16 protein-coding genes and 1 pseudogene are annotated in these 18359 nt (G+C 71.8%); 7 read left to right on the top strand and 10 right to left on the bottom strand.

All coding sequences use genetic code 11. The features are described from left to right. Positions 1-41: 41 nt before the first annotated feature. The 3 genes from ACVW07_RS01405 to ACVW07_RS01395 all read left to right on the top strand — a co-directional run bounded on the left by ACVW07_RS01405 (position 42) and on the right by ACVW07_RS01395 (position 3088). On the top strand, positions 42-386 hold the full coding sequence (locus tag ACVW07_RS01405) for a VOC family protein (protein ID WP_456817510.1): 345 nt from the start codon (positions 42-44) through the stop codon (positions 384-386). A 349-nt stretch (positions 387-735) separates the two neighbouring features. Then, positions 736-1740, top strand: a complete 1005-nt coding sequence (locus tag ACVW07_RS01400) for a tyrosine-type recombinase/integrase (protein ID WP_456817509.1) — start codon at positions 736-738, stop codon at positions 1738-1740. A 244-nt stretch (positions 1741-1984) separates the two neighbouring features. Next, a complete protein-coding gene (locus tag ACVW07_RS01395) occupies positions 1985-3088 on the top strand; it encodes a fatty acid desaturase family protein (protein ID WP_456817508.1) in 1104 nt (367 codons plus the stop codon). Between the two features lie 57 nt (positions 3089-3145). On the opposite strand, the gene ACVW07_RS01390 is transcribed toward ACVW07_RS01395, so the two are convergent. From ACVW07_RS01390 to ACVW07_RS01375, 4 genes are all read right to left on the bottom strand, one after another. Beyond that, the gene (locus tag ACVW07_RS01390; protein WP_456817507.1) at positions 3146-3502 is read right to left on the bottom strand and encodes a VOC family protein; all 357 of its coding nucleotides are present in this window, start codon (positions 3500-3502) and stop codon (positions 3146-3148) included. Between the two features lie 112 nt (positions 3503-3614). Continuing rightward, positions 3615-6011: an ATP-binding cassette domain-containing protein gene (locus tag ACVW07_RS01385; RefSeq protein ID WP_456817506.1), complete on the bottom strand. Its 2397-nt coding sequence runs from the start codon at positions 6009-6011 to the stop codon at positions 3615-3617. A 146-nt stretch (positions 6012-6157) separates the two neighbouring features. Beyond that, positions 6158-6565 carry a VOC family protein gene (locus ACVW07_RS01380; protein ID WP_456817505.1) on the bottom strand — a complete coding sequence of 136 codons (408 nt, stop codon included), beginning with the start codon at positions 6563-6565 and terminating at the stop codon, positions 6158-6160. A gap of 5 nt (positions 6566-6570) precedes the next feature. Beyond that, the gene (locus ACVW07_RS01375) at positions 6571-7020 is read right to left on the bottom strand and encodes a helix-turn-helix transcriptional regulator (RefSeq protein ID WP_456817504.1); all 450 of its coding nucleotides are present in this window, start codon (positions 7018-7020) and stop codon (positions 6571-6573) included. Positions 7021-7227: 207 nt separating this feature from the next. Between ACVW07_RS01375 and ACVW07_RS01370 the strand changes: the two genes are divergently transcribed. The 3 genes from ACVW07_RS01370 (at position 7228) to ACVW07_RS01360 (ending at position 9353) form a co-directional block, all read left to right on the top strand. Next, positions 7228-8094 carry a DinB family protein gene (locus tag ACVW07_RS01370; RefSeq protein WP_456817503.1) on the top strand — a complete coding sequence of 289 codons (867 nt, stop codon included), beginning with the start codon at positions 7228-7230 and terminating at the stop codon, positions 8092-8094. Between the two features lie 49 nt (positions 8095-8143). After that, positions 8144-8617 carry a heme-degrading domain-containing protein gene (locus ACVW07_RS01365; RefSeq protein WP_456817502.1) on the top strand — a complete coding sequence of 158 codons (474 nt, stop codon included), beginning with the start codon at positions 8144-8146 and terminating at the stop codon, positions 8615-8617. Positions 8618-8813: 196 nt separating this feature from the next. Then, entirely contained in the window at positions 8814-9353 is a 540-nt protein-coding gene (locus ACVW07_RS01360) for a hypothetical protein (RefSeq protein WP_456817501.1), read from the top strand. Positions 9354-9433: 80 nt separating this feature from the next. On the opposite strand, the gene ACVW07_RS01355 is transcribed toward ACVW07_RS01360, so the two are convergent. After that, on the bottom strand, positions 9434-10384 hold the full coding sequence (locus ACVW07_RS01355; RefSeq protein ID WP_456821005.1) for an aldo/keto reductase: 951 nt from the start codon (positions 10382-10384) through the stop codon (positions 9434-9436). A 197-nt stretch (positions 10385-10581) separates the two neighbouring features. On the opposite strand from ACVW07_RS01355, the gene ACVW07_RS01350 reads away from it, so the two are divergent. Further along, entirely contained in the window at positions 10582-10926 is a 345-nt protein-coding gene (locus tag ACVW07_RS01350; protein ID WP_456817500.1) for an RNA polymerase-binding protein RbpA, read from the top strand. Positions 10927-10943: 17 nt separating this feature from the next. Here ACVW07_RS01350 and ACVW07_RS01345 read toward each other — a convergent pair whose 3' ends face one another. The 5 genes and pseudogenes from ACVW07_RS01345 to ACVW07_RS01325 all read right to left on the bottom strand — a co-directional run bounded on the left by ACVW07_RS01345 (position 10944) and on the right by ACVW07_RS01325 (position 18326). After that, positions 10944-11714, bottom strand: a complete 771-nt coding sequence (locus ACVW07_RS01345) for a polyprenol monophosphomannose synthase (protein WP_456817499.1) — start codon at positions 11712-11714, stop codon at positions 10944-10946. Next, complete coding sequence (gene lnt, locus ACVW07_RS01340; RefSeq protein ID WP_456817498.1) at positions 11711-12754, bottom strand: apolipoprotein N-acyltransferase; 1044 nt, start codon at positions 12752-12754, stop codon at positions 11711-11713. Before lnt ends, ACVW07_RS01345 begins: the two co-directional genes overlap by 4 nt. Beyond that, positions 12646-13278: a hypothetical protein gene (locus ACVW07_RS01335; RefSeq protein ID WP_456817497.1), complete on the bottom strand. Its 633-nt coding sequence runs from the start codon at positions 13276-13278 to the stop codon at positions 12646-12648. The genes lnt and ACVW07_RS01335 overlap by 109 nt, the downstream gene beginning before the upstream one ends. A gap of 420 nt (positions 13279-13698) precedes the next feature. Further along, positions 13699-15333 (bottom strand): amidohydrolase, encoded by a 1635-nt coding sequence (locus ACVW07_RS01330; protein WP_456817496.1) that lies wholly within the window; start codon positions 15331-15333, stop codon positions 13699-13701. A 112-nt stretch (positions 15334-15445) separates the two neighbouring features. Next, a pseudogene (locus ACVW07_RS01325) lies at positions 15446-18326 on the bottom strand (DEAD/DEAH box helicase). Between the last annotated feature and the right edge of the window lie 33 nt (positions 18327-18359).

Here is an 18359-nt window from a genome sequence, read left to right as displayed (position 1 = left end):
CCGCTGCACGCGCGACAGGCCCGTTGGATAGCCTTCGACGCATGACCTCGCTGGCGCGTGCGGTGGTGTCCGTGTCGGAGCTCGACCGCTCCCTGCGCCTGTACGAGTCGGCGCTCGGCCTGAGACGGACGTGGGTGGCGCCGCCGATCGCCCGGCTCGCCGACGCGTCCGGCATGGAGCTCCTGCTCCACGAACGACCGCCCGCAGGCAGCGATGCCGGCGTCGCACTGAGCTTCGCCGTCGACGACGTCGACGCCGTCACTGCCGCCGCGGTGTCGGCCGGAGCCGAGATCATCGACGAGCCCGCTGACCAGCCGTGGGGAGAGCGGCAGTCCGTGCTCCGCGACCCCGACCGGCACGTCCTGTGCCTGGTCCGTCGGCTCTAGCCGGGCGAGGTCCACTTGGACGAAAATGTCATAATGCACATTATCGGCGATTCGTGGTGACGTGCGGGTGAGCCGTTCGCAGGAGAACGCACCGACGAGCACCCGGACTGACGCCTGACGGACGTCCCAGGTCCGAGGCTGTGCTCACCACGTCGGCACACCGGACCGCCGTTCGGCCGGTGGGCTTCTTTGCCGAGCGGCGGCCCGGCACAGCACGTGGACGTCGCGACGCCGCCTGGTCGTCGGTCCTCGAGAGCCGCGAACCGACAATGCGCGCATAGGGAGCACTATGCGAGCGTTTCGGACGCATCGGCTCCCCGCTGTCGGAGGCGGCAGATAGCGTGCGCCCGTGCTGCTCATCGAGGTCGTCGACGCGTTCCTGCTGGACCGTGCGACGCTGACCCGTCGAGGTCTGAGCGACACCTCCCGGGCCGCCTACCGCAGTGACATCGCGACGTGGGCCAAGCACATCGCACGCCTGGACGGCCGGCTTCCGCAGCAGCCGACGCTCGATGACCCGGACCCGTTCCGCGTCGTCGCCGTCGGCGACCTGACCGAGACGACGATCAAGTCCGCGTACCGGGTGATCCGCCTGACGGAGGCCGCGGCGACGGTGCAGCGTCGAGTCGGCACCCTGCGACTGCTGGTGCACTGGCTCCAGGTCGAGGGACACATCGACGGGGACCCGACGCTGCGGATCGAGGCGCCCCTGCGCCCGACACGCCTCCCCGCGGGCTGGGACGACGACGAGCTCGGGCGGTTGGCTCGGACCGTGTGGGAACCCCGCCCGGGCAGGCCCAACTCCCGGCGCTGGCCCGCGCTGGAACGGGCCTGCTTCGCGATCCTGGCCACGACCGGCGTGCGTGCCGCGGAGCTCTGTTCCCTGACCAACCTGTCGATGCACGATGCCGGCCAGGAGGCGCTCCTCGACGTCATCGGCAAGGGCGACCAGCAGCGTGCCGTCCCGATCCCCCCGGAGGCGGTGACGGTCGTGCGCGGATACGTGGCCGAGCGAGACGCCCGCCTGGGCACCCAGCCGGCGTCCGGGCCCCTTCTCCTGACCACAACGGGCACTCCCCTGACCCGTGGCGCGCTGCGGCACATGGTCGACGGTTGGATCAGCCGGGCCGGGATCAGCCGGTTCGACGGCGAGGCCGTCCACGCCCTGCGACACAGCTACGCCAAAGGACTCATCCGCTCCGGCGTCCCCGCGCCCGCCGTGCAGACGCTCCTCGGACACCGGGACCTGAAGACGACCGGGATCTATGTCAAGGCGACGGCCGCGGACGTCCGCGACGCCGCCCTCCTCTCCCCCGCCCGGCAGGTCCTGCGCGCCGTCGTCGCTCCGAGCTGACTCACGACCGCCGCCACGACGTCGTCGCCGCCAACACGTGGTCCCAAACGCGACACGACGGCATCGGACCTGCTTACGATGGGTCCGATCCAGGACGAACCGCCCCGTCTGGACAGACCGAGATACGGCACGTCGAGAGAGGGCCCATGTCCGTCCAGAGAAGTGGCGGCGCTACGTGGACGATGTCCCCGCGCGCCCTCCGGTCCATGCTGTCCGCGCGGCGACCCGAGCTGGGCTGCTGACGATGGATGTCGCCCCGGGCGCTGACACGACCACGTCCGCCGCCGGTACCGTCCTCGCCCGCGACCGGGTGGTCAGCGAGTTCACCGCGCTGAGCCGCACCGTGCAGGCTTCGGGACTGATGCGTCGCCGGCACGCTTACTACTGGACGCGGTTCGCGGTGCTGACCGCCCTCTTGGGCGCCGCGCTCACCGCCTTCGTCCTCATCGGCCCGTCGTGGTGGCAGCTCGCCGTCGCGGCGGCCCTGGCGGTGATCCTCGGCCAGGTCATGTTCCTCGGCCACGATGCGGCCCATCGGCAGATCTTCGACTCCGGGCGCTGGAACGACTGGTCGAGCCTCGTGATCGCGAACCTGTACGCAGGGATGAGCTACGGCTGGTGGCAGCACAAGCACTCGCGTCACCACGCCCGGCCCAACCAGATCGGTGCCGACCCGGACATCGCGACGGGTGCGCTCACGTTCCACACCGAGGACCTGCCGGCCCCGCGTACCGGCGTCAAGGCCTGGTTCACGCAGCGTCAGGGCTGGCTGTTCTTCCCGCTGCTGCTGCTCGAGGGCCTCAACCTGCACATCTCCGGCGTGAAGACGATCTTCGGACGAGCGCCGGTCAAGCGGCGTCCGGTCGAGATCGTCTTCATCACGGTGCGGCTCGGTGGCTACCTCGGTCTGGTCTTCTGGCTGCTGCCGGTGGGGATGGCGTTCGCGTTCCTCGGCGTGCAGCTCGCGCTGTTCGGCCTCTACATGGGGATGGTGTTCGCACCGAACCACAAGGGCATGCCGCTGGTGCCGAGGGACGCCAAGATCGACTTCCTGAGCCGTCAGGTGCTCATGAGCCGCAACGTCAGGGGCGGACCGGCCATGGACCTGTTCATGGGCGGGCTCAACTACCAGATCGAGCACCACCTCTTCCCCAGCATGCCTCGGCCCAACCTGCGCCGGATCCAGCCCACGGTGCGCGCGTTCTGCGCCGAGCAAGGCATCGCGTACACCGAGACGAGCCTCCTGCGTTCGTACGGGATCGCGATCCGTCACCTCAATGCGGTGGGCCTCGCTGCGCGCGACCCGTTCCAGTGCCCGCTGGCCGCGGAGTACCGGTCCGCCCGGTAGCCGCCGGAACGGCGTGCACCGCACCGAGCACGGTCAGCTCGCGGGCCTGTTCCGTGCTCACTCGTCGTGCACGAGCCCGAGCACGTTGCCGTCGACGTCGGTGAAGGTGGCCACCGAGCGGCCCGGGCCCACCTCGTGGGGCGCCTCGGTCACGGTGCCGCCGGCCTCTGTCACCTCGGCAAGCGTCGCCTCGATGTCCGGCACCTGCCAATAGGCCACCGGGGAGGTCGTCTCCTGCCCGGCGCCGCGCGGCACCAGCCCGATGTGCTGTCCACCCACGTCGTAACCGACGTAGTACGGCGAGTCAGCCTGCGGCTCGATGCCGAGAAGTGCGGTGTACACCGACTTCGCGGCACCGACGTCCGAGACGGGGTGCAGGACGATCGTGATGCCCTGCGTCGGTGAGCCGGCCATGATGTCTCCTCAGGTGGGTGGTGGGAACGGCAAGTGACGTACGGCAGGGCGGACCAGCCCGGGCTCACCGACGGGGCTCCTCGACGGCGCCGGCGCACCTTCTGCCCGAGTGCTAGCGGCCGACGTAGGCCGCGAGGTGCTGTCCTGTGAGGGTGGAGCGGGACGCGACGAGGTCTGCCGGCGTGCCTTCGAAGACGATCCGGCCGCCGTCGTGGCCGGCACCCGGGCCGAGGTCGATGATCCAGTCGGCATGCGCCATCACGGCCTGGTGGTGCTCGATGACGATGACGGACTTGCCGGAGTCGACGAGCCTGTCGAGCAGGCCGAGCAGCTGCTCGACGTCGGCGAGGTGCAGACCGGTGGTCGGCTCGTCGAGGACGTACACGCCGCCCTTCGCGGACATGTGCGTGGCCAGCTTGAGCCGCTGGCGCTCGCCGCCGGACAGGGTGGTGAGCGGCTGGCCGAGGCTCAGGTAGCCGAGACCCACGTCGACGAGCCGGTCGAGGACGGCGTGCGCGGCCGGGGTGCGGGCCTCTCCCCCGCCGAAGAAGTCCTCCGCCTCCGTGACCGGCATCGCGAGCACCTCGGCGATGTTGCGGCCGCCGAGGGTGTACTCCAGCACGGCCGCCTGGAACCGCTTGCCCTCGCACTCCTCGCACGTGGACTCGACCGTCGCCATGATGCCGAGGTCGGTGTAGATGACACCCGCGCCGTTGCAGGTCGGGCACGCGCCCTCCGAGTTGGAGCTGAAGAGCGCGGGCTTGACGCCGTTGGCCTTCGCGAACGCCTTGCGGATCGGCTCGAGCAGCCCGGTGTACGTGGCCGGGTTGCTGCGCCGCGACCCGCGGATCGCACCCTGGTCGATCGAGACCACGTCCGCGCCCGCCGGGACGGACCCGTGCACCAGCGAGCTCTTGCCGGACCCCGCGACGCCGGTGACGACCACGAGCGCGCCGAGCGGGATGTCGACGTCGACGTCCTGCAGGTTGTTCGCGGACGCTCCGCGGACCTGGAGGGCTCCGGTGGGTGTGCGGACCGTCTCCTTGAGGACCGCCCGGTCGTCCAGATGGCGCCCCGTCAGCGTGCCGCTGGACCGCAGACCCTCCAGGGTCCCCTCGAAGCAGACTGTGCCACCGGCCGACCCGGCGCCGGGTCCGAGGTCGACGACGTGGTCCGCGATGGCGATGGCTTCCGGCTTGTGCTCGACGACGAGGACGGTGTTGCCCTTGTCCCGCAGCTGCAGCAGGAGCTCGTTCATCCTCTGGATGTCGTGCGGGTGCAGGCCGATCGTCGGCTCGTCGAAGACGTACGTGACGTCGGTGAGCGACGACCCCAGGTGACGGATCATCTTGGTCCGCTGCGCCTCTCCCCCGGACAGCGTGCCCGACGGCCGGTCGAGCGAGAGGTAGCCCAGACCGATCTCGGCGAACGCGTCGAGCAGGTGCTGCAGACCCGTGAGCAAGGGGGCCACCGACGGGGAGTCGAGCCCTCGGACCCACTCCGCCAGGTCGCTGATCTGCATGGCGCAGGCGTCGGCGATGCTCTTCCCGTCGATCTTCGACGACCGGGCCTCGGCGCTGAGCCGGGTCCCGGCGCACTCGGCGCAGGTCGTGAAGGTGATGGCCCGCTCGACGAAGGCGCGGATGTGCGGCTGGAGGGCGTCGACGTCCTTGGAGAGCATGGACTTCTGGATCTTCGGGATCAGCCCCTCGTAGGTGAGGTTGATGCCCTCGACCTTGATCTTGGTCGGCTCCTTGTACAGGAGGTCGTGCTGCTCCTTCTTCGTGTACTTGCCGAGCGGCTTGTCCGGGTCGAAGAACCCCGAGCCGCGGTAGATGCGGCCGTACCAGCCGTCCATCGTGTAGCCGGGGATCGTGAGGGCGCCCTGGTTGAGCGACAGGTTCTCGTCGTAGAGGGCGGAGAGGTCGAAGTCGGTGACGGAGCCCATGCCCTCGCACCGGGCGCACATGCCGCCGAGCTGGCTGAACGACGCCTTTTCGGTCGTCGTCCTGCCCTCGCCGCGCTCGATCGTGATCGCGCCGCTTCCCTTCACGGACGGAACGTTGAACGAGTACGCGTTGGGTGAGCCGATGTGCGGCTGCCCGAGCCGGCTGAACAGGATGCGGAGCATCGCGTTCGCGTCGGTCGCGGTGCCGACGGTCGAGCGGGGGTTCGAGCCCATCCGTTCCTGGTCGACGATGATCGCCGTCGTCAGCCCTTCGAGCACGTCGACGTCGGGTCGGGCCAGGGTCGGCATGAATCCCTGCACGAAGGCGCTGTAGGTCTCGTTGATCATCCGCTGCGACTCGGCGGCGATCGTGGCGAACACCAGCGAGCTCTTGCCTGAGCCGGACACCCCGGTGAACACCGTCAACCTGCGCTTCGGCAGGTCGACGCTGATGTCCTTGAGGTTGTTGACCCGCGCACCCTGGACGCGGATCAGGTCGTGGTTGTCCGCGGCGTGCCGGCCGGCCGGGATCGCGGCACTCGTCGTCGGGGCCGTGCTCATCGAGCCTCCTCTGTGGTGCGTGGCTGTGTCTGCGAGCGCCTTCGGCGGTGCCGGACACCATCTGACCAGCATCGAGCCGGTCGGCGGCCGCTCGCGCGCCGAAGTTCACCGCCGTGCACCCGGAATCCCCCGCGCGCCGGGGCGTCTCAGCGCTGCTGGATGCGGACGAGGTTGCCGGCGGGGTCCCGGAAGGCGCAGTCGCGCACGCCGTACGGCTGATCGGTCGGTTCCTGCACGACCTCCGCGCCGACGCTCTGCACGCGCTCGAACGTCTCGTCGACGTCGTGCGTGGCCAGCAGGACGGTGCCGTAGCTGCCCTTCGCCATCATCTCGGCGATGGTGCGGCGCTCGTCGTCCGTGACGCCGGGGGTCGCGGCCGGCGGGAACAGGACGATGGAGGTCTCCGGCTGGCCGGGCGGACCGACCGTGATCCAGTGCATGCCTTTGTACCCGACGTCGTTGCGGATCTCGAAGCCGAGCGCGTCGCGGTAGAACGCCCGGGCCTCGTCCGGGTCGTCCAGCGGCAGGAAGCTCGAGTGGATGCTGATGCTCATGCGATTCACGCTAGCTGCGGCTCGACGGGGGCCGCTTCTCGATTCCTGACCGGTCTGGTGACCTGCTTGGCGACGCACGACGGGATGCCGATCGTCTCCTCCGCCGCGCGCGACCGGTACACGCTCGGCGACATCCCGACCAGCTCGCTGAACCGTGTGCTGAACGTGCCGAGCGACGAGCAGCCGACCGCGAAGCACACCTCGGTGACGCTGACACCGCCTCGGCGGAGCAGCGCCATCGCCCGTTCGATGCGCCGTGTCATCAGGTAGGCGTAGGGCGACTCGCCGAACGCCGCCTTGAACTCTCGGCTGAGATGTCCGGCCGACATGTTCGCGCCGCGGGCGAGCGCCTCGACGTCGAGCGGCTGGGCGTACTCCCGGTCGATCCGGTCCCGGACGCGGCGCAGCAGCGCGAGGTCGCGCAGGTGCTGTTCCGCGGCGGCTCTGCTGGTCACCCGACCGATCGTGCCACGCGGCGCGGACGGTTCCCAGGGGCCACCCCACAACCGTTGCACGACCGCACGGCGGCACGGGACGCGTCCGCCGTGCGGCCACGGTTGCAGGTGTCGTCGCCCGGTGCCACCGTGCTGAGCGACGGGGTACCGGATCCGACGCTGGTCGACGGGCGCCGGCGCCCACCCGCGACGAGGACGGTTCCGACGATGACGAGCGCTCAGATCACCCCCGCGCAGTTCCACGAGTCCGACGGCGTCGAGGACTGGCGTGTCCTGTCCGGCGCGGCGCAGGCCCAGTTCCGCACCGGGTCGTTCGCCACCGGGGTCGCTTTCGTCGACGCGATCGGCGAGCTGGCCGACGCCGCCGACCACCATCCTGACGTCGACCTGCGCTACAGCGGTGTGACGGTGCGCCTCGTGTCGCACGATGTCGGTGGCCTGAGCGACCGGGACGTCCGGCTTGCCCGGCAGATCTCGGACGCGGCGCGCGAGCTCGACATCGTGTCGGATCCGTCGGCGGTCCCGGTCGTGCAGGGGGCGGTCGACGCGCCCGACGGCCGCACGGACCCGCCTCCGGCGGCGGACGAGGTCGAGACCCTTCTCGGCTTCCTGGACTACCACCGCTCGACGCTCGCGTGGAAGACCGCCGGGCTCGATGCTGCCGGCCTCGCAGCGACCACCGCCGCCTCGACGATGACGCTCGGCGGCCTTCTGAAGCACCTCGCGTACGTCGAGGAGAGCTGGTTCTCCGGCACGCTCCACGATCGTGACCCGGCACCGCCGTGGGACGCCGTCGACTGGCAGGCCGACATCGACTGGGACTGGCACTCGGCCGCCGACGACTCACCCGACGAGCTGCGAGCCCTGTGGCAGAGCGCCGTGGAGCGGTCGCGGTCGGCCGTCTCCGAGGCGCTCGGGCAGGGCGGCCTCGACCAGCTCGCCCGCCGCAGGTGGAAGGACGGCCGGGCGCCGAGTCTGCGGTGGATCGTGTGCCACATGATCGAGGAGTACGCCCGTCACAACGGCCATGCCGATCTCCTGCGTGAGGCGGTCGACGGGTCGACCGGCGAGTAGCCGCCCTCGGCGCACGCACACATCTCGCGGGCTGCGCGAGGATGGCGGGATGAGCACAGACGACGTCTCCGCCCTGATCGCCCGCGTCGAGCAGGAGGAGCGCGAGCTGCGCTTCCCGTCCTTCACCCACGACGACGCCTGGCGGCTCGGGTGCCTGCTCGTCGAGCTCGCGTCCGAGCGCGAGCTCCCGGTGACGATCGACATCCGACGCGGCGGCCAGCAGCTGTTCCACGCCGCCCGTGAGGGCACGGTGCCGGACAACGACACCTGGGTGGAGCGCAAGGTGCGCGTCGTGCTGCGCTTCGGCGCCTCGTCCTACCTCGTGGGGCTGAGGGCCCGCCAGAACGGAACCACGTTCGCCGCGCAGCATGAGCTGCCGCTGCAGGAGTACGCAGCGCACGGTGGTGCGTTCCCCGTGCACGTCGACGGCGTGGGCGTCGTCGGCGCGGTCACCGTGTCGGGACTCCCCCAGGCCGACGACCACGCGCTCGTGGTCGAGGCGGTCCGTACCTTCCTCTCCTGACCGGAGGCCTTGCCGCGCCGCTGACGGTGCAGCAGGTCGCGGGTCGCCCCTTGGGCAACCACCCGGTCGACTGCGCCACGGCTGCACGAGTCCACGACGTGGCTCGAGCCGTCCACAGCACCCCATACCGCTCCCTCCGTCCCCGGTGTGCGCCGGCGCCGACGATCGCGAGGCGTGGAGCCGCCAGGCTCGGTGCATGGACGATCACCACGACCCCTGGCTCGGACCCCCGTTCCACGCGCCGGACGTCGGCGACGAGGAGGCTCGCGGCGCGCCGCACGACGCCTGGTCGGACGAGCCGTGGATCCTCGACGTGCACGGCCCTGACGACGACCTGCCCCGGCTTCCCGTCAACTCGCTGCACGGCCACGGCGACGTCCTGGCAGTGCTCCTGCACCTGGTGGGGCCGGAGCGCGCCGGTCCACCGGCGCTGTGGTTCCTGCTGCTGGACGACGAGGACCGCTGCCTCCCGCTCGTCCTGCCCGTGAACGACGTCCCGCTGCGCGCGGACCCGGCCGTCGCGGCGCAGGTCATGACCGGGCTGGCGTCCGTGCTGGACCGCGAGGCACCGGGCGGGTCTCTCGTCGTCGCGTGCGTGCGTGCGGGCGGCGGCGACCGCGGCGCCTTCGAGAGCTCATGGGCGCACGCGCTCCGCGAGGCGGCCGACGACCGTGGGCTGCGGGTCCGGGCGGTCGCCGCCCTGGGGGCCAACCGAGCACGAATCCTCGAGTGGTGACGATGCGCCGAAGGCATGGCTCGACACGGCGACCCGGAGCCCCCCGCGGAGGCGCCGCGCCCGGCGCCGGGGAGCCGAGGTCAGGCGAGAGAGCCCGGCGCGACCTCGTCGATGGCGGCCAGCTGCTCGAGCGTCGGCTCCCACGCGATCGAGGTGACGTTGGCACGGAGCTGTTCGGGGGTGCGTGCGCCGGCGATCACGCTGCCGACGGCAGGCTGCGCCGCGAGGCCACCCAGGGCGAGCGTGGGCAGGTCGATCTCCCACTGCTCGGCCAGCGACGTGAGCGCGGCGATCCGGTCGAAGTCGGCGCCGGCCAGCCGTTCCGGCATCCGCGCGAGACGGCTTCCTTCCGGCGCGGGCTGCCCCGGCCGGTACTTCCCGGTGAGGAGCCCGGAGGCGAGCGGCACGTACGGCAGGATGCCGACCCCCACGCGCTCCGCTGCAGGCACGAGCTCCGCCTCCGCCGAGCGGTCGAGGAGGTTGTACCGGTTCTGGGCGGAGACGAAGGGTGTGAGTGAACCCGTCCGCGCGGTCCAGTCCGCGTCGACGACCTGCCACGCGGCGAAGTTGGAGGACCCGAGGTAGCGCACCTTGCCCTCGACGACGAGCTCGTGCAGCGCGGCCAACGTCTCCTCGAGCGGCGTCGAGGGATCTGGCACATGCAGCTGGTACAGGTCCAGGTGGTCGGTGCGGAGCCTGCGCAGCGAGCCCTCGACCGCGCGGCGCACGTACCGACGAGAACCACGTGCACCCCAGTCGGTCCCGTTCAGGCCGCGGGCGTCGGCACCGAACTTCGTCGCGAGCACCACGTCGTCACGGTGGCTGCCGAGAGCGGCTCCGAGGAGCTCCTCGCTCTGACCGGGCACACCGCCGTACACGTCGGCGGTGTCGAAGAAGGTCACGCCGACGTCGAGGGCGGTCGCCACGAGGTCCCGCACACCGTCGGGATGAAGGGTGGCTCCGAAGGTGTTGCACCCGAGGCCCGCGGTGGAGACGGCGAGGCCGCTGTCACCCAGCCGCCGGTAGGTCATGTCAGCAGTCGTGGTGGTCGTCACGTGTGCACCATACGGCCGTGGATGAGACGAGTCTCACCAGGTTTCGCCCGCCAGACGCCTATCGCTTTCACCACACCTTCACGTGGAACTGGAACACTGGGGGCACGAACACCGTTGACAACGGTGGATGTTCCCACTCTCGACGGCCGTCACCACGGCACGGAGGTTCCCAGATGGCTAATCGGTCCCTGCGCGGCATGCGCATCGGGTCCCACAGCATGGAGTCGGACGAGGGCGTGGACTTCGCCCCCCGGCTCCAGGCTCACTACGACTGCCCCAACGGGCACACGATCATCCTGCCGTTCTCGGTCGAGGCCGATGTTCCGGTGGTGTGGGAGTGCCGTTGCGGTACGGAGGCGCTCCTGCGTGACGCGTCGAGGCCCGAGGCGAAGGCCGGCAAGGCGCCCCGTACCCACTGGGACATGTTGCTGGAGCGCCGCACGATCGGCGAGCTCCAAGAGCTGCTCGACGAGCGGCTCGACCTGCTCCGCGCCGGGAAGCTGCGCCGCAGCGCCTGACCGAGGACTGCGCGCGGTCACCTCGACCGACGGAACGCTCCCGCCAGCTGGCGGGAGCGTTCGTGCATCCCCCACCGGGTGACGTTGACGAGAGCCTCGACGATGATGTCGCGGCTCATCTTCGACACGCCCAGCTCGCGCTCCACGAACGTGATCGGCACCTCGACGACGCGCGCGCCGGAGCGGACCGCGCGCCACGCCATGTCCACCTGGAAGCAGTACCCCTGCGAGGACACGTCGGTCAGCGTGAGCGTCCGCAGCAGGTCGGCGCGGTAAGCCCGGAAGCCGCCCGTCGCGTCGCCGAGCGGGAGGCCGAGCATCACGCGGGTGTAGAGGTTCGCGCCACGGGACAGGATCTGGCGCTGCAGCGGCCAGTTCACGACCTTGCCACCCCGCACCCAGCGCGACCCGAGGACCAGGTCGGCGCCGTCGATGCGGGCGAGCAGCCGTGGCAGGTCCTGCGCCCGGTGCGAGCCGTCGGCGTCCATCTCCACGACCACGTCGTACCCGCGCTCGAGAGCCCAGCCGAACCCGGCGACGTACGCGGTGCCGAGCCCCTGCTTGCCCGTGCGGTGCAGCACGCCGATCGTGCGCGTGGAGCCCGAGGACGCCTCGCTCTCCGCGATCTTCTCGGCGAGCTCCCCGGTGCCGTCGGGCGAGCCGTCGTCCACGACGAGCACGTCGGCCGTCGGGACGTGCTCCCGGAGCCGGTCGAGGACGATCGGCAGGTTCTCGCGCTCGTCGTACGTGGGGACGACGACGAGGACGCGGGTGGGGCTCTCGCTCATGCGGGCGGATCCGTTCGGTCGGTGCGGCGCACCCGGTACGCGCCGGCAGCGCCGGCGACGACCATGCACACCGCGAGGGCGTCGACGATCCAGGCGGGCCACGACCCGGACCGGTCTGCAGGTGTCAACGACTGCCGCAGCGGCAGCGTCGCAACCATCTGGTCCGCGGTGAACAGGTCGGTCTGCCGGCTGACGGCCCCGTCGGGCTGGATCACGGCACTGACGCCGACGGTGGAGATCTGCACCGTCGCCCTGCCGTGCTCCACCGCCCGCAGCCGCGCCATCGCGAGCTGCTGCGTGGACTCGTCCGTCATGCCGAACGACGCGTTGTTCGTCTGCACGACAAGCACCTCTCCCCCGGCGCGCACCGCGTCCCGGACGAGGGCATCGTAGGCGACCTCGAAGCAGATCACGTCGCCCAGTCCCACAGTGCGGCCGAGACGCTCGGACGAGAGCGGCACGTAGCCCGGGCCCTCGCCGGGAATCATGTCCCGGGTGACCAGGTCGACCGCCGAGGAGAACGGCCGCACGAACGAGCGCAGCGGGATGTACTCCGCGAACGGAGCCGGGTGCTGCTTCGTGTAGCTCGCGACGACCCCGACGCCCGGCTCCCACAGGACCGCGGTGTTGTACCGGCCGCCGCTCCGGGGGTACTGGACGGTGCCGACCAGCATCGGGGCGTCGACGGCCTGGGCGGCCTCGTCGATCAGCCCGGCCGCCCGTTCGTCGACCTGCGGGTCGATATCGGTCCCGTTCTCGGGCCACAGCACCACGTCGAGCTCGCCGGGCTCCACCTCGTCGAGCAGCGCGTAGGTGCCCGTCAGGTGGTTGTCGAGCACGGCCTCCCGCTGGCCGAACGCGTCGAGCCCTGTGCCGGGGACGTTCCCCTGCACCGCGCCGATCCTCAACGTCCCGCTCTCCTCCTGGGTGCTCAGAGGCAGGGCGAGACCCATGACGGCGACCACGACGACGACTGCTGCCGGTCCGACGAGGTGGCGCGCGCCCAGCGTCCGGGCCGCGAGGTACGCACGGGCCAGCATGACGCCGATGAGCGCGACGGCGCCGCTCTCAGCAACGGTGTGCCGCCGAGCCACATGAACGACGCCAGGGGCGAGTCCGCCTGGGAGAACGCGAGCCGGCCCCACGGGAAGCCGCCGAACGGCCACGCGGAGCGCAGCTCCTCGACAGCCACCCACAGCACGGTGAACACGACCGTCTGCCAGGCCCAGCTGCGCCACACCGCCTCACCCCGTCGCGCCCAGGACCAGGCCGCCCCGAACAGCGCGACGCATGCGGCCTCGAGGGTGCTCAGCGCCAGCCAGGGCACCAGGCCCACGGCCTCCTCCGCCCACGTGAGGAGCGGCGCGAAGCACGCCAGGCCCCACACGAGACCCACGAGTGCGTTCCACCGGGCGCTGTCGCGGCGCAGAGCCAGGTACAGCAGCGCCATGCCCAGGAACGCCGTGCCCCACCACCCGGGCGACGGGAACGCGAGGCGGGTCAGGTACCCACCGGCGACGGCGAGCCCGAGGGTCCACCAGCGGGCGGGTTCACGGGCGGACACCGCGCAAGAGTACGACGCCGGGCTGTCCGCCGAGGTGCGGCTGAACGGGCGGACCGACCGGCCCACGTGTCCTTCGTACCGGTCGCATGCAGCGCACGGACCGTTTTCTGTTGAACACGCGGGCCCGGTCGGAGCCCGACGTCCTCCGCCGCCCAGGCACCGAGGCCCCCGGGGAGAGTGGTCGACCGGCAGCATCGTCGGACGGCCGTGGCGGTGGATTTACCTTCGTGAACCTACCGAGATCCACGGGGGTGTCAAGACGGCGTCGACGCAGGTCGGCGCTGTCCTTGCAGGTGGTGGGCGTGTCGATGGTCCGATCCGTGCGTTCCGGTCCGGCGTGTCGTCGCGCGTGTCGCGAAACCGCCCGGGTGCATGTGTCGGAGCGCCCGCCGAAAATCACCCGGTCCGGACGAGTCGAGCTCAGCCGAGGGCGTCGAACACCACGACGCCGTCGCGGACGGTCCGCAGGCAGACGGGATCGGGGGCGTCCGCCGAGAGGTCGGGCAGCAGCGGCGTTCCCGCCCGCGCGTCGGTGCTCCACGCCGAGAGGCGGCCGTCGGGGGCCTGCACGGCGAGGTGCTCGGCGCGCCAGACCGCGAGATGCGCGGGCGCCCCGACGCGGAGCTCGCCGGCGCCGGTGTGGTCCAGGCCCGCGAGCCGCCACCCGCCTCGGGTCGACGCACGGAACGCCGCACGCGCCGAGATCCGCTGCTCGACCGCGGAGTGCCGGACCGCCGCGCGCACGCCCGCCCACGGGTCCACGGGCGTCACCGGTGCGTCCGACCCGAACGCGAGCGGGACGCCTGCCGCGGCGAGGTCCGCCAGCGGGTTCAGGGCCGCAGCACGGCCCGCGCCCAGACGGGCGGCGTACATCGACGTCTCGCCGCCCCAGGCCGCGTCGAAGGCCGGCTGGACACTCAGCCGGACCCCGAGCAGCACGAGGGCGGCGAGCGTCGGTGCGTCCACCATCTCGGCGTGCTCGAGCCGGTGCCCCGCGCGGGCGATCGCCTCGACTCCCTCGACGTCCGCGGCGGCCCGCAGACCGAGGAGGACCTCGTCCATCGCCCGGTCGCCGATGACGTGGAACCCGCCGTGGACACCTGCCCGCGTGACGGCCGTGACGTGGTTGCAGATCTCCTCGGCGGTCAGGAACAGCACACCGTCGTGGGCAGGGTCGTCCGTGTAGGGGCCGCGCAGCGCGGCAGTGCGGGAGCCGAGCGAGCCGTCGACGTTGAGGTCACCACCGATGCCGGTCAGCCCGGGGATCGCAGCGAGGAGCTCGCGGGCGTCGTCGACGGTGACGCAGCGCTCGCCGCGGTACCCGACGAGGTGCGGCAGACCGTCGACAGCGGACCCGGTCATGGTGAGCAGCTCGACGAGACCTTCGCGGGTGTCGATGAACGGGGCGCTCTGCTCATGGACGGACACCACGCCGCGGGACGCGACGTGGTGCAGCGCCCGGCGGTAGAGCGCCGTGCGCCTCCCGGCCGACATGGCACGGGCGGCGTCACGTGCCGCGTGATGGGCGTCGCGCTCGACGCGCCCGTCGTCGCTCCATCCCGGCAGCAGCTCGAGGCCCGCCGACCGGGCGAGGTCGCTGGACACCACGGCGGAGTGCACGTCGACACGGGCCAGGTACACGGGCGCCCCGCCGGCGGCGGCGTCGACCTCGTGACGGGTCGGTGCACGGCCCTCGGGCCAGTCGAGCTCGTCCCAGCCGAACCCGAGGAGGGGCACGTCCGACGCGGGACGTGTGCTCGCGGCACGGCGCACCGCGTCCAGGGCGTCGGACAACGACCGCACTCCCCCGGCGGCCGAGAGGTCGATGCTCTCGAGCGCCAGGCCGGTCTCGAGCACATGCACGTGTGCGTCGACGAAGCCCGGGGCGACGAGCGCCCCGTCGAGGTCGACCACCTCGTCGACCCGGCCGGACATGCCGTCAGCGGTGTCGTCGGCGCCGAGCCAGGCGACCACGCCGTCCTCGACGAGGAGGGCTTCGGCGAACGGGTCGGCCGGGGAGTGGATCACGCCGTGCCGGTAGAGGGTCGAGGTCACATCGGCTCACGATAGGGCAGGTCAGACGGACGAGCGTGATGACTGGGAGATTCGGAGCTGGAGCCGGCAAGCCAGACGGTGTCGCTGGTGAGTACCACGACGTGCCCCGTCGTCAGACGGACGAGTAGGCGACGACACCGCGCCGCAGGGAGTCGACGGCCCGACGGGCGGTCGTCCTGAGGCGCTCGTCGGGCGACGCCTGACCGAGCTGGTCGAGCACGTCGATGACCTGCTTGCACCAGCGCACGAAGTCCCCGGCGGACAGCTCGCCACCGCGCAGGACCGCGTCGAGGCTGCGTCCGGACGCCCACCGGTGGACGGACTCGACGAGTCCGAGGTCGAGCGGGACGGTCGTCTCGAGGCGGTGCTCCGACTCCAGGTCCTCCAGCTCCGACCAGGCGCGCACGGTGCCCTCCAGGGCGCGGCCGAGGCGGCCGGCAGGGCCTCCCGGGGACGTGCGGCTCGGCCGGGTCGTCGCGACGTGACCTGTAGACGAGCGTCGAGGTCACGGCTGCGAGCCCCGCCGGGTCGAGCTCGTCCCAGGTGCCGCGACGAACGCACTCGGCGAGCAGCAGGTCGTTCTCCGCGTAGAGGCGGCGCAGCCAGCGACCGTCGTCGGACACCGCGAGGACTCCGTCGTCGACCGTGAGGTAACCGAGCCGGACGAGCACCTCGCAGATCCTGTCGAACACCGCCGCGATGGACCCGGTGCGCCCCGCGATCCGGGCGACCAGCGCGTCGTGCTCGGACCTCAGCCGAGTCCAGCGCTCGGCCCAGCGAGCATGCTCCTCGCGGTCGGGGCACGCATGGCACGGGTGGGCGCGGAGGCGGCGGCGCAGCGCCGCGAGGGCGGCGTCCTCGGTCGCTGCCGTCCCCGTCCGGCGCGACGGGCGGGACCGACCACGACCACCCTGGGGCGCCTCCGCACCACGTTCGCCCTGCACCGTGCTCCGCAGGGATGCGGCCAGGTCCCGACGGGCCGCCGGGACCCGGAGGTTGAACGACTTCGGCACCCGGATCCACCCGACCGTCCTGGCGCCGGTGCCGACGTCCGCGACCGTGAGTCGACGCACCTGACGGTCGATGCCGAGCACCGTGGGTCGTGGGCCGTCGAAGCCGGGCTGCCCTCCGGGGTCGAGCACCACCACATGACCCGCGCGCCTGCCCATGGGGACCTCCAGGACGTCGCCGACGCGCAGCCCTTCCAGGGTCCGGGCCACCTCGGCACGGCGCGCCGTCGCCGCGGCCCGGGAGGCGTCCTTCTCGTGCTGCGCGATCTGCCGGCGCAGCTCCGCGTACTCGGTGAAGTCGCCGAGGTGGCACGCCATCGCCTTCGCGTAGCCCTCGAGCGCCTCGGTGTGCGCCTGCGCCTGCCGGGCGAGCCCGACGACACCGCGATCCGCCTGGAACTGCGCGAACGACGTCTCGAGGACCTCCCTGGCACGCTCCGCGCCGACCTGGGCGACGAGGTTGACGGCCATGTTGTAGGTGGGCCGGAAGCTCGAGCGCAGCGGGTACAAGCGCTTCGAGGCCAGGCCCGCCAGCTGGACAGGGTCGAGCCCGGGATGCGCGACGACGACCGCGTGACCCTCTGTGTCGATGCCGCGGCGTCCGGCCCGGCCGGTGAGCTGGGTGTACTCGCCCGGCGTCACGTCGACGTGGCTGGAGCCGTCCCACTTGACGAGCTTCTCGAGCACCACGGACCGCGCCGGCATGTTGATGCCGAGCGCGAGGGTCTCGGTGGCGAAGACGACCTTGACGAGCCCCCGCGAGAAGAGGTCCTCGACGGTCTCCTTGAAGAGCGGCAGCATGCCGGCATGGTGCGCAGCGACGCCGCGTGTCAGCGCCTCCGCGAGGTCCCAGTAACCCAGCACGTCGAGGTCCTCGGGCGGGATGGCCGCCGAACGCTCCTCGACGACCCGGCGGATCTCGGCCTGGTCCGCCGGGTTGGTCAGCCGCACGCCCGCGGAGAGGCACTGCTGCACGGCAGCGTCGCACCCCGCCCGAGAGAAGATGAAGACGATCGCCGGCAGCAGCCCGTCCTGGTCGAGGGCGTCCACCACCGCGAACCGCGGAGTCGGTCGAGCGGCGCCCGGGCGCCCGCCTCCGGGCCGGTGCCCGCCGCGACCGCGGTAGCCGCGGTCGCCCGGCCCGCGCGTCCCGGACTCCTGACGCTCCCGACGCCGGAGCAGGTGCGTCAGGTCAGGGTTGATCGGGGGGTCCACCCCGGGATCCGTCGGGTCGACGTGCCCCGCGTAGAGGTCCAGCAGCTCGTCGCGGACGAGCACGTGCTGCCCGAGCGGCACGGGTCGGTGCTCGCTGACCACGACGGTCGTGTCGCCCCGCACGGTGGCGAGCCAGTCGCCGAACTCCTCGGCGTTCGAGACGGTGGCGGACAGCGACACCAGCTGCACGTCGTCGGGCAGATGGATGATCACCTCCTCCCACACGGGCCCGCGGAACCGGTCGGCCAGGTAGTGGACCTCGTCCATGACGACGTATCCGAGGCCCCCGAGCGTCGAGGAGCCGGCGTACAGCATGTTGCGGAGCACCTCGGTGGTCATGACGACCACGGGCGCCTCGCCGTTGATCGTCGTGTCTCCCGTGAGCAGGCCGACGGACTGCGGACCGTAGCGGCGCACCAGGTCGGCGTACTTCTGGTTCGACAGGGCCTTGATGGGAGTCGTGTAGAAGGCCTTGCGGCCGGCGGCGAGGGCCAGGTGCACCGCGAACTCCCCCACGACCGTCTTGCCCGCGCCCGTCGGTGCCGCCACGAGCACGCCGCTGCCGCGCTCGAGCGCCTGGCACGCGTCCACCTGGAACGGGTCGAGCGGGAACGACAGGAGCTCGCGGAAGCGGCCGAGCTCGCTGCGCTCCACCTCCGCGCGACGACGGGCGGCGGCATACCGCTCCGCCGGTGACGGCTCGTCGGACGCGGGCCCGGTGGAGAGTGGAGCGGCAGCGGACCGGCGGGGGCGGGAGACCACACGCACACCCTAGGCACGTGCGCGCCGTGCGCGCGTCGT

Source organism: Cellulomonas sp. URHB0016, from assembly GCF_054057935.1.
Note: the sequence above shows the minus strand (reverse complement) of the source record. Positions and strands in the feature narration are given on the sequence as shown.

Excerpts from the sequence above, each read along its gene's own strand:
- lnt (WP_456817498.1), bottom strand. The coding sequence starts at position 12,754 with ATGCTGGCCCGTGCGTACCTCGCGGCCCGGACGCTGGGCGCGCGCCAC.
- ACVW07_RS01365 (WP_456817502.1), top strand. The coding sequence starts at position 8,144 with ATGAGCACAGACGACGTCTCCGCCCTGATCGCCCGCGTCGAGCAGGAG.
- ACVW07_RS01345 (WP_456817499.1), bottom strand. The coding sequence starts at position 11,714 with ATGAGCGAGAGCCCCACCCGCGTCCTCGTCGTCGTCCCCACGTACGAC.
- ACVW07_RS01350 (WP_456817500.1), top strand. The coding sequence starts at position 10,582 with ATGGCTAATCGGTCCCTGCGCGGCATGCGCATCGGGTCCCACAGCATG.
- ACVW07_RS01355 (WP_456821005.1), bottom strand. The coding sequence starts at position 10,384 with ATGACCTACCGGCGGCTGGGTGACAGCGGCCTCGCCGTCTCCACCGCG.
- ACVW07_RS01380 (WP_456817505.1), bottom strand. The coding sequence starts at position 6,565 with ATGAGCATCAGCATCCACTCGAGCTTCCTGCCGCTGGACGACCCGGAC.
- ACVW07_RS01390 (WP_456817507.1), bottom strand. The coding sequence starts at position 3,502 with ATGGCCGGCTCACCGACGCAGGGCATCACGATCGTCCTGCACCCCGTC.
- ACVW07_RS01360 (WP_456817501.1), top strand. The coding sequence starts at position 8,814 with ATGGACGATCACCACGACCCCTGGCTCGGACCCCCGTTCCACGCGCCG.
- ACVW07_RS01370 (WP_456817503.1), top strand. The coding sequence starts at position 7,228 with ATGACGAGCGCTCAGATCACCCCCGCGCAGTTCCACGAGTCCGACGGC.
- ACVW07_RS01395 (WP_456817508.1), top strand. The coding sequence starts at position 1,985 with ATGGATGTCGCCCCGGGCGCTGACACGACCACGTCCGCCGCCGGTACC.
- ACVW07_RS01405 (WP_456817510.1), top strand. The coding sequence starts at position 42 with ATGACCTCGCTGGCGCGTGCGGTGGTGTCCGTGTCGGAGCTCGACCGC.
- ACVW07_RS01385 (WP_456817506.1), bottom strand. The coding sequence starts at position 6,011 with ATGAGCACGGCCCCGACGACGAGTGCCGCGATCCCGGCCGGCCGGCAC.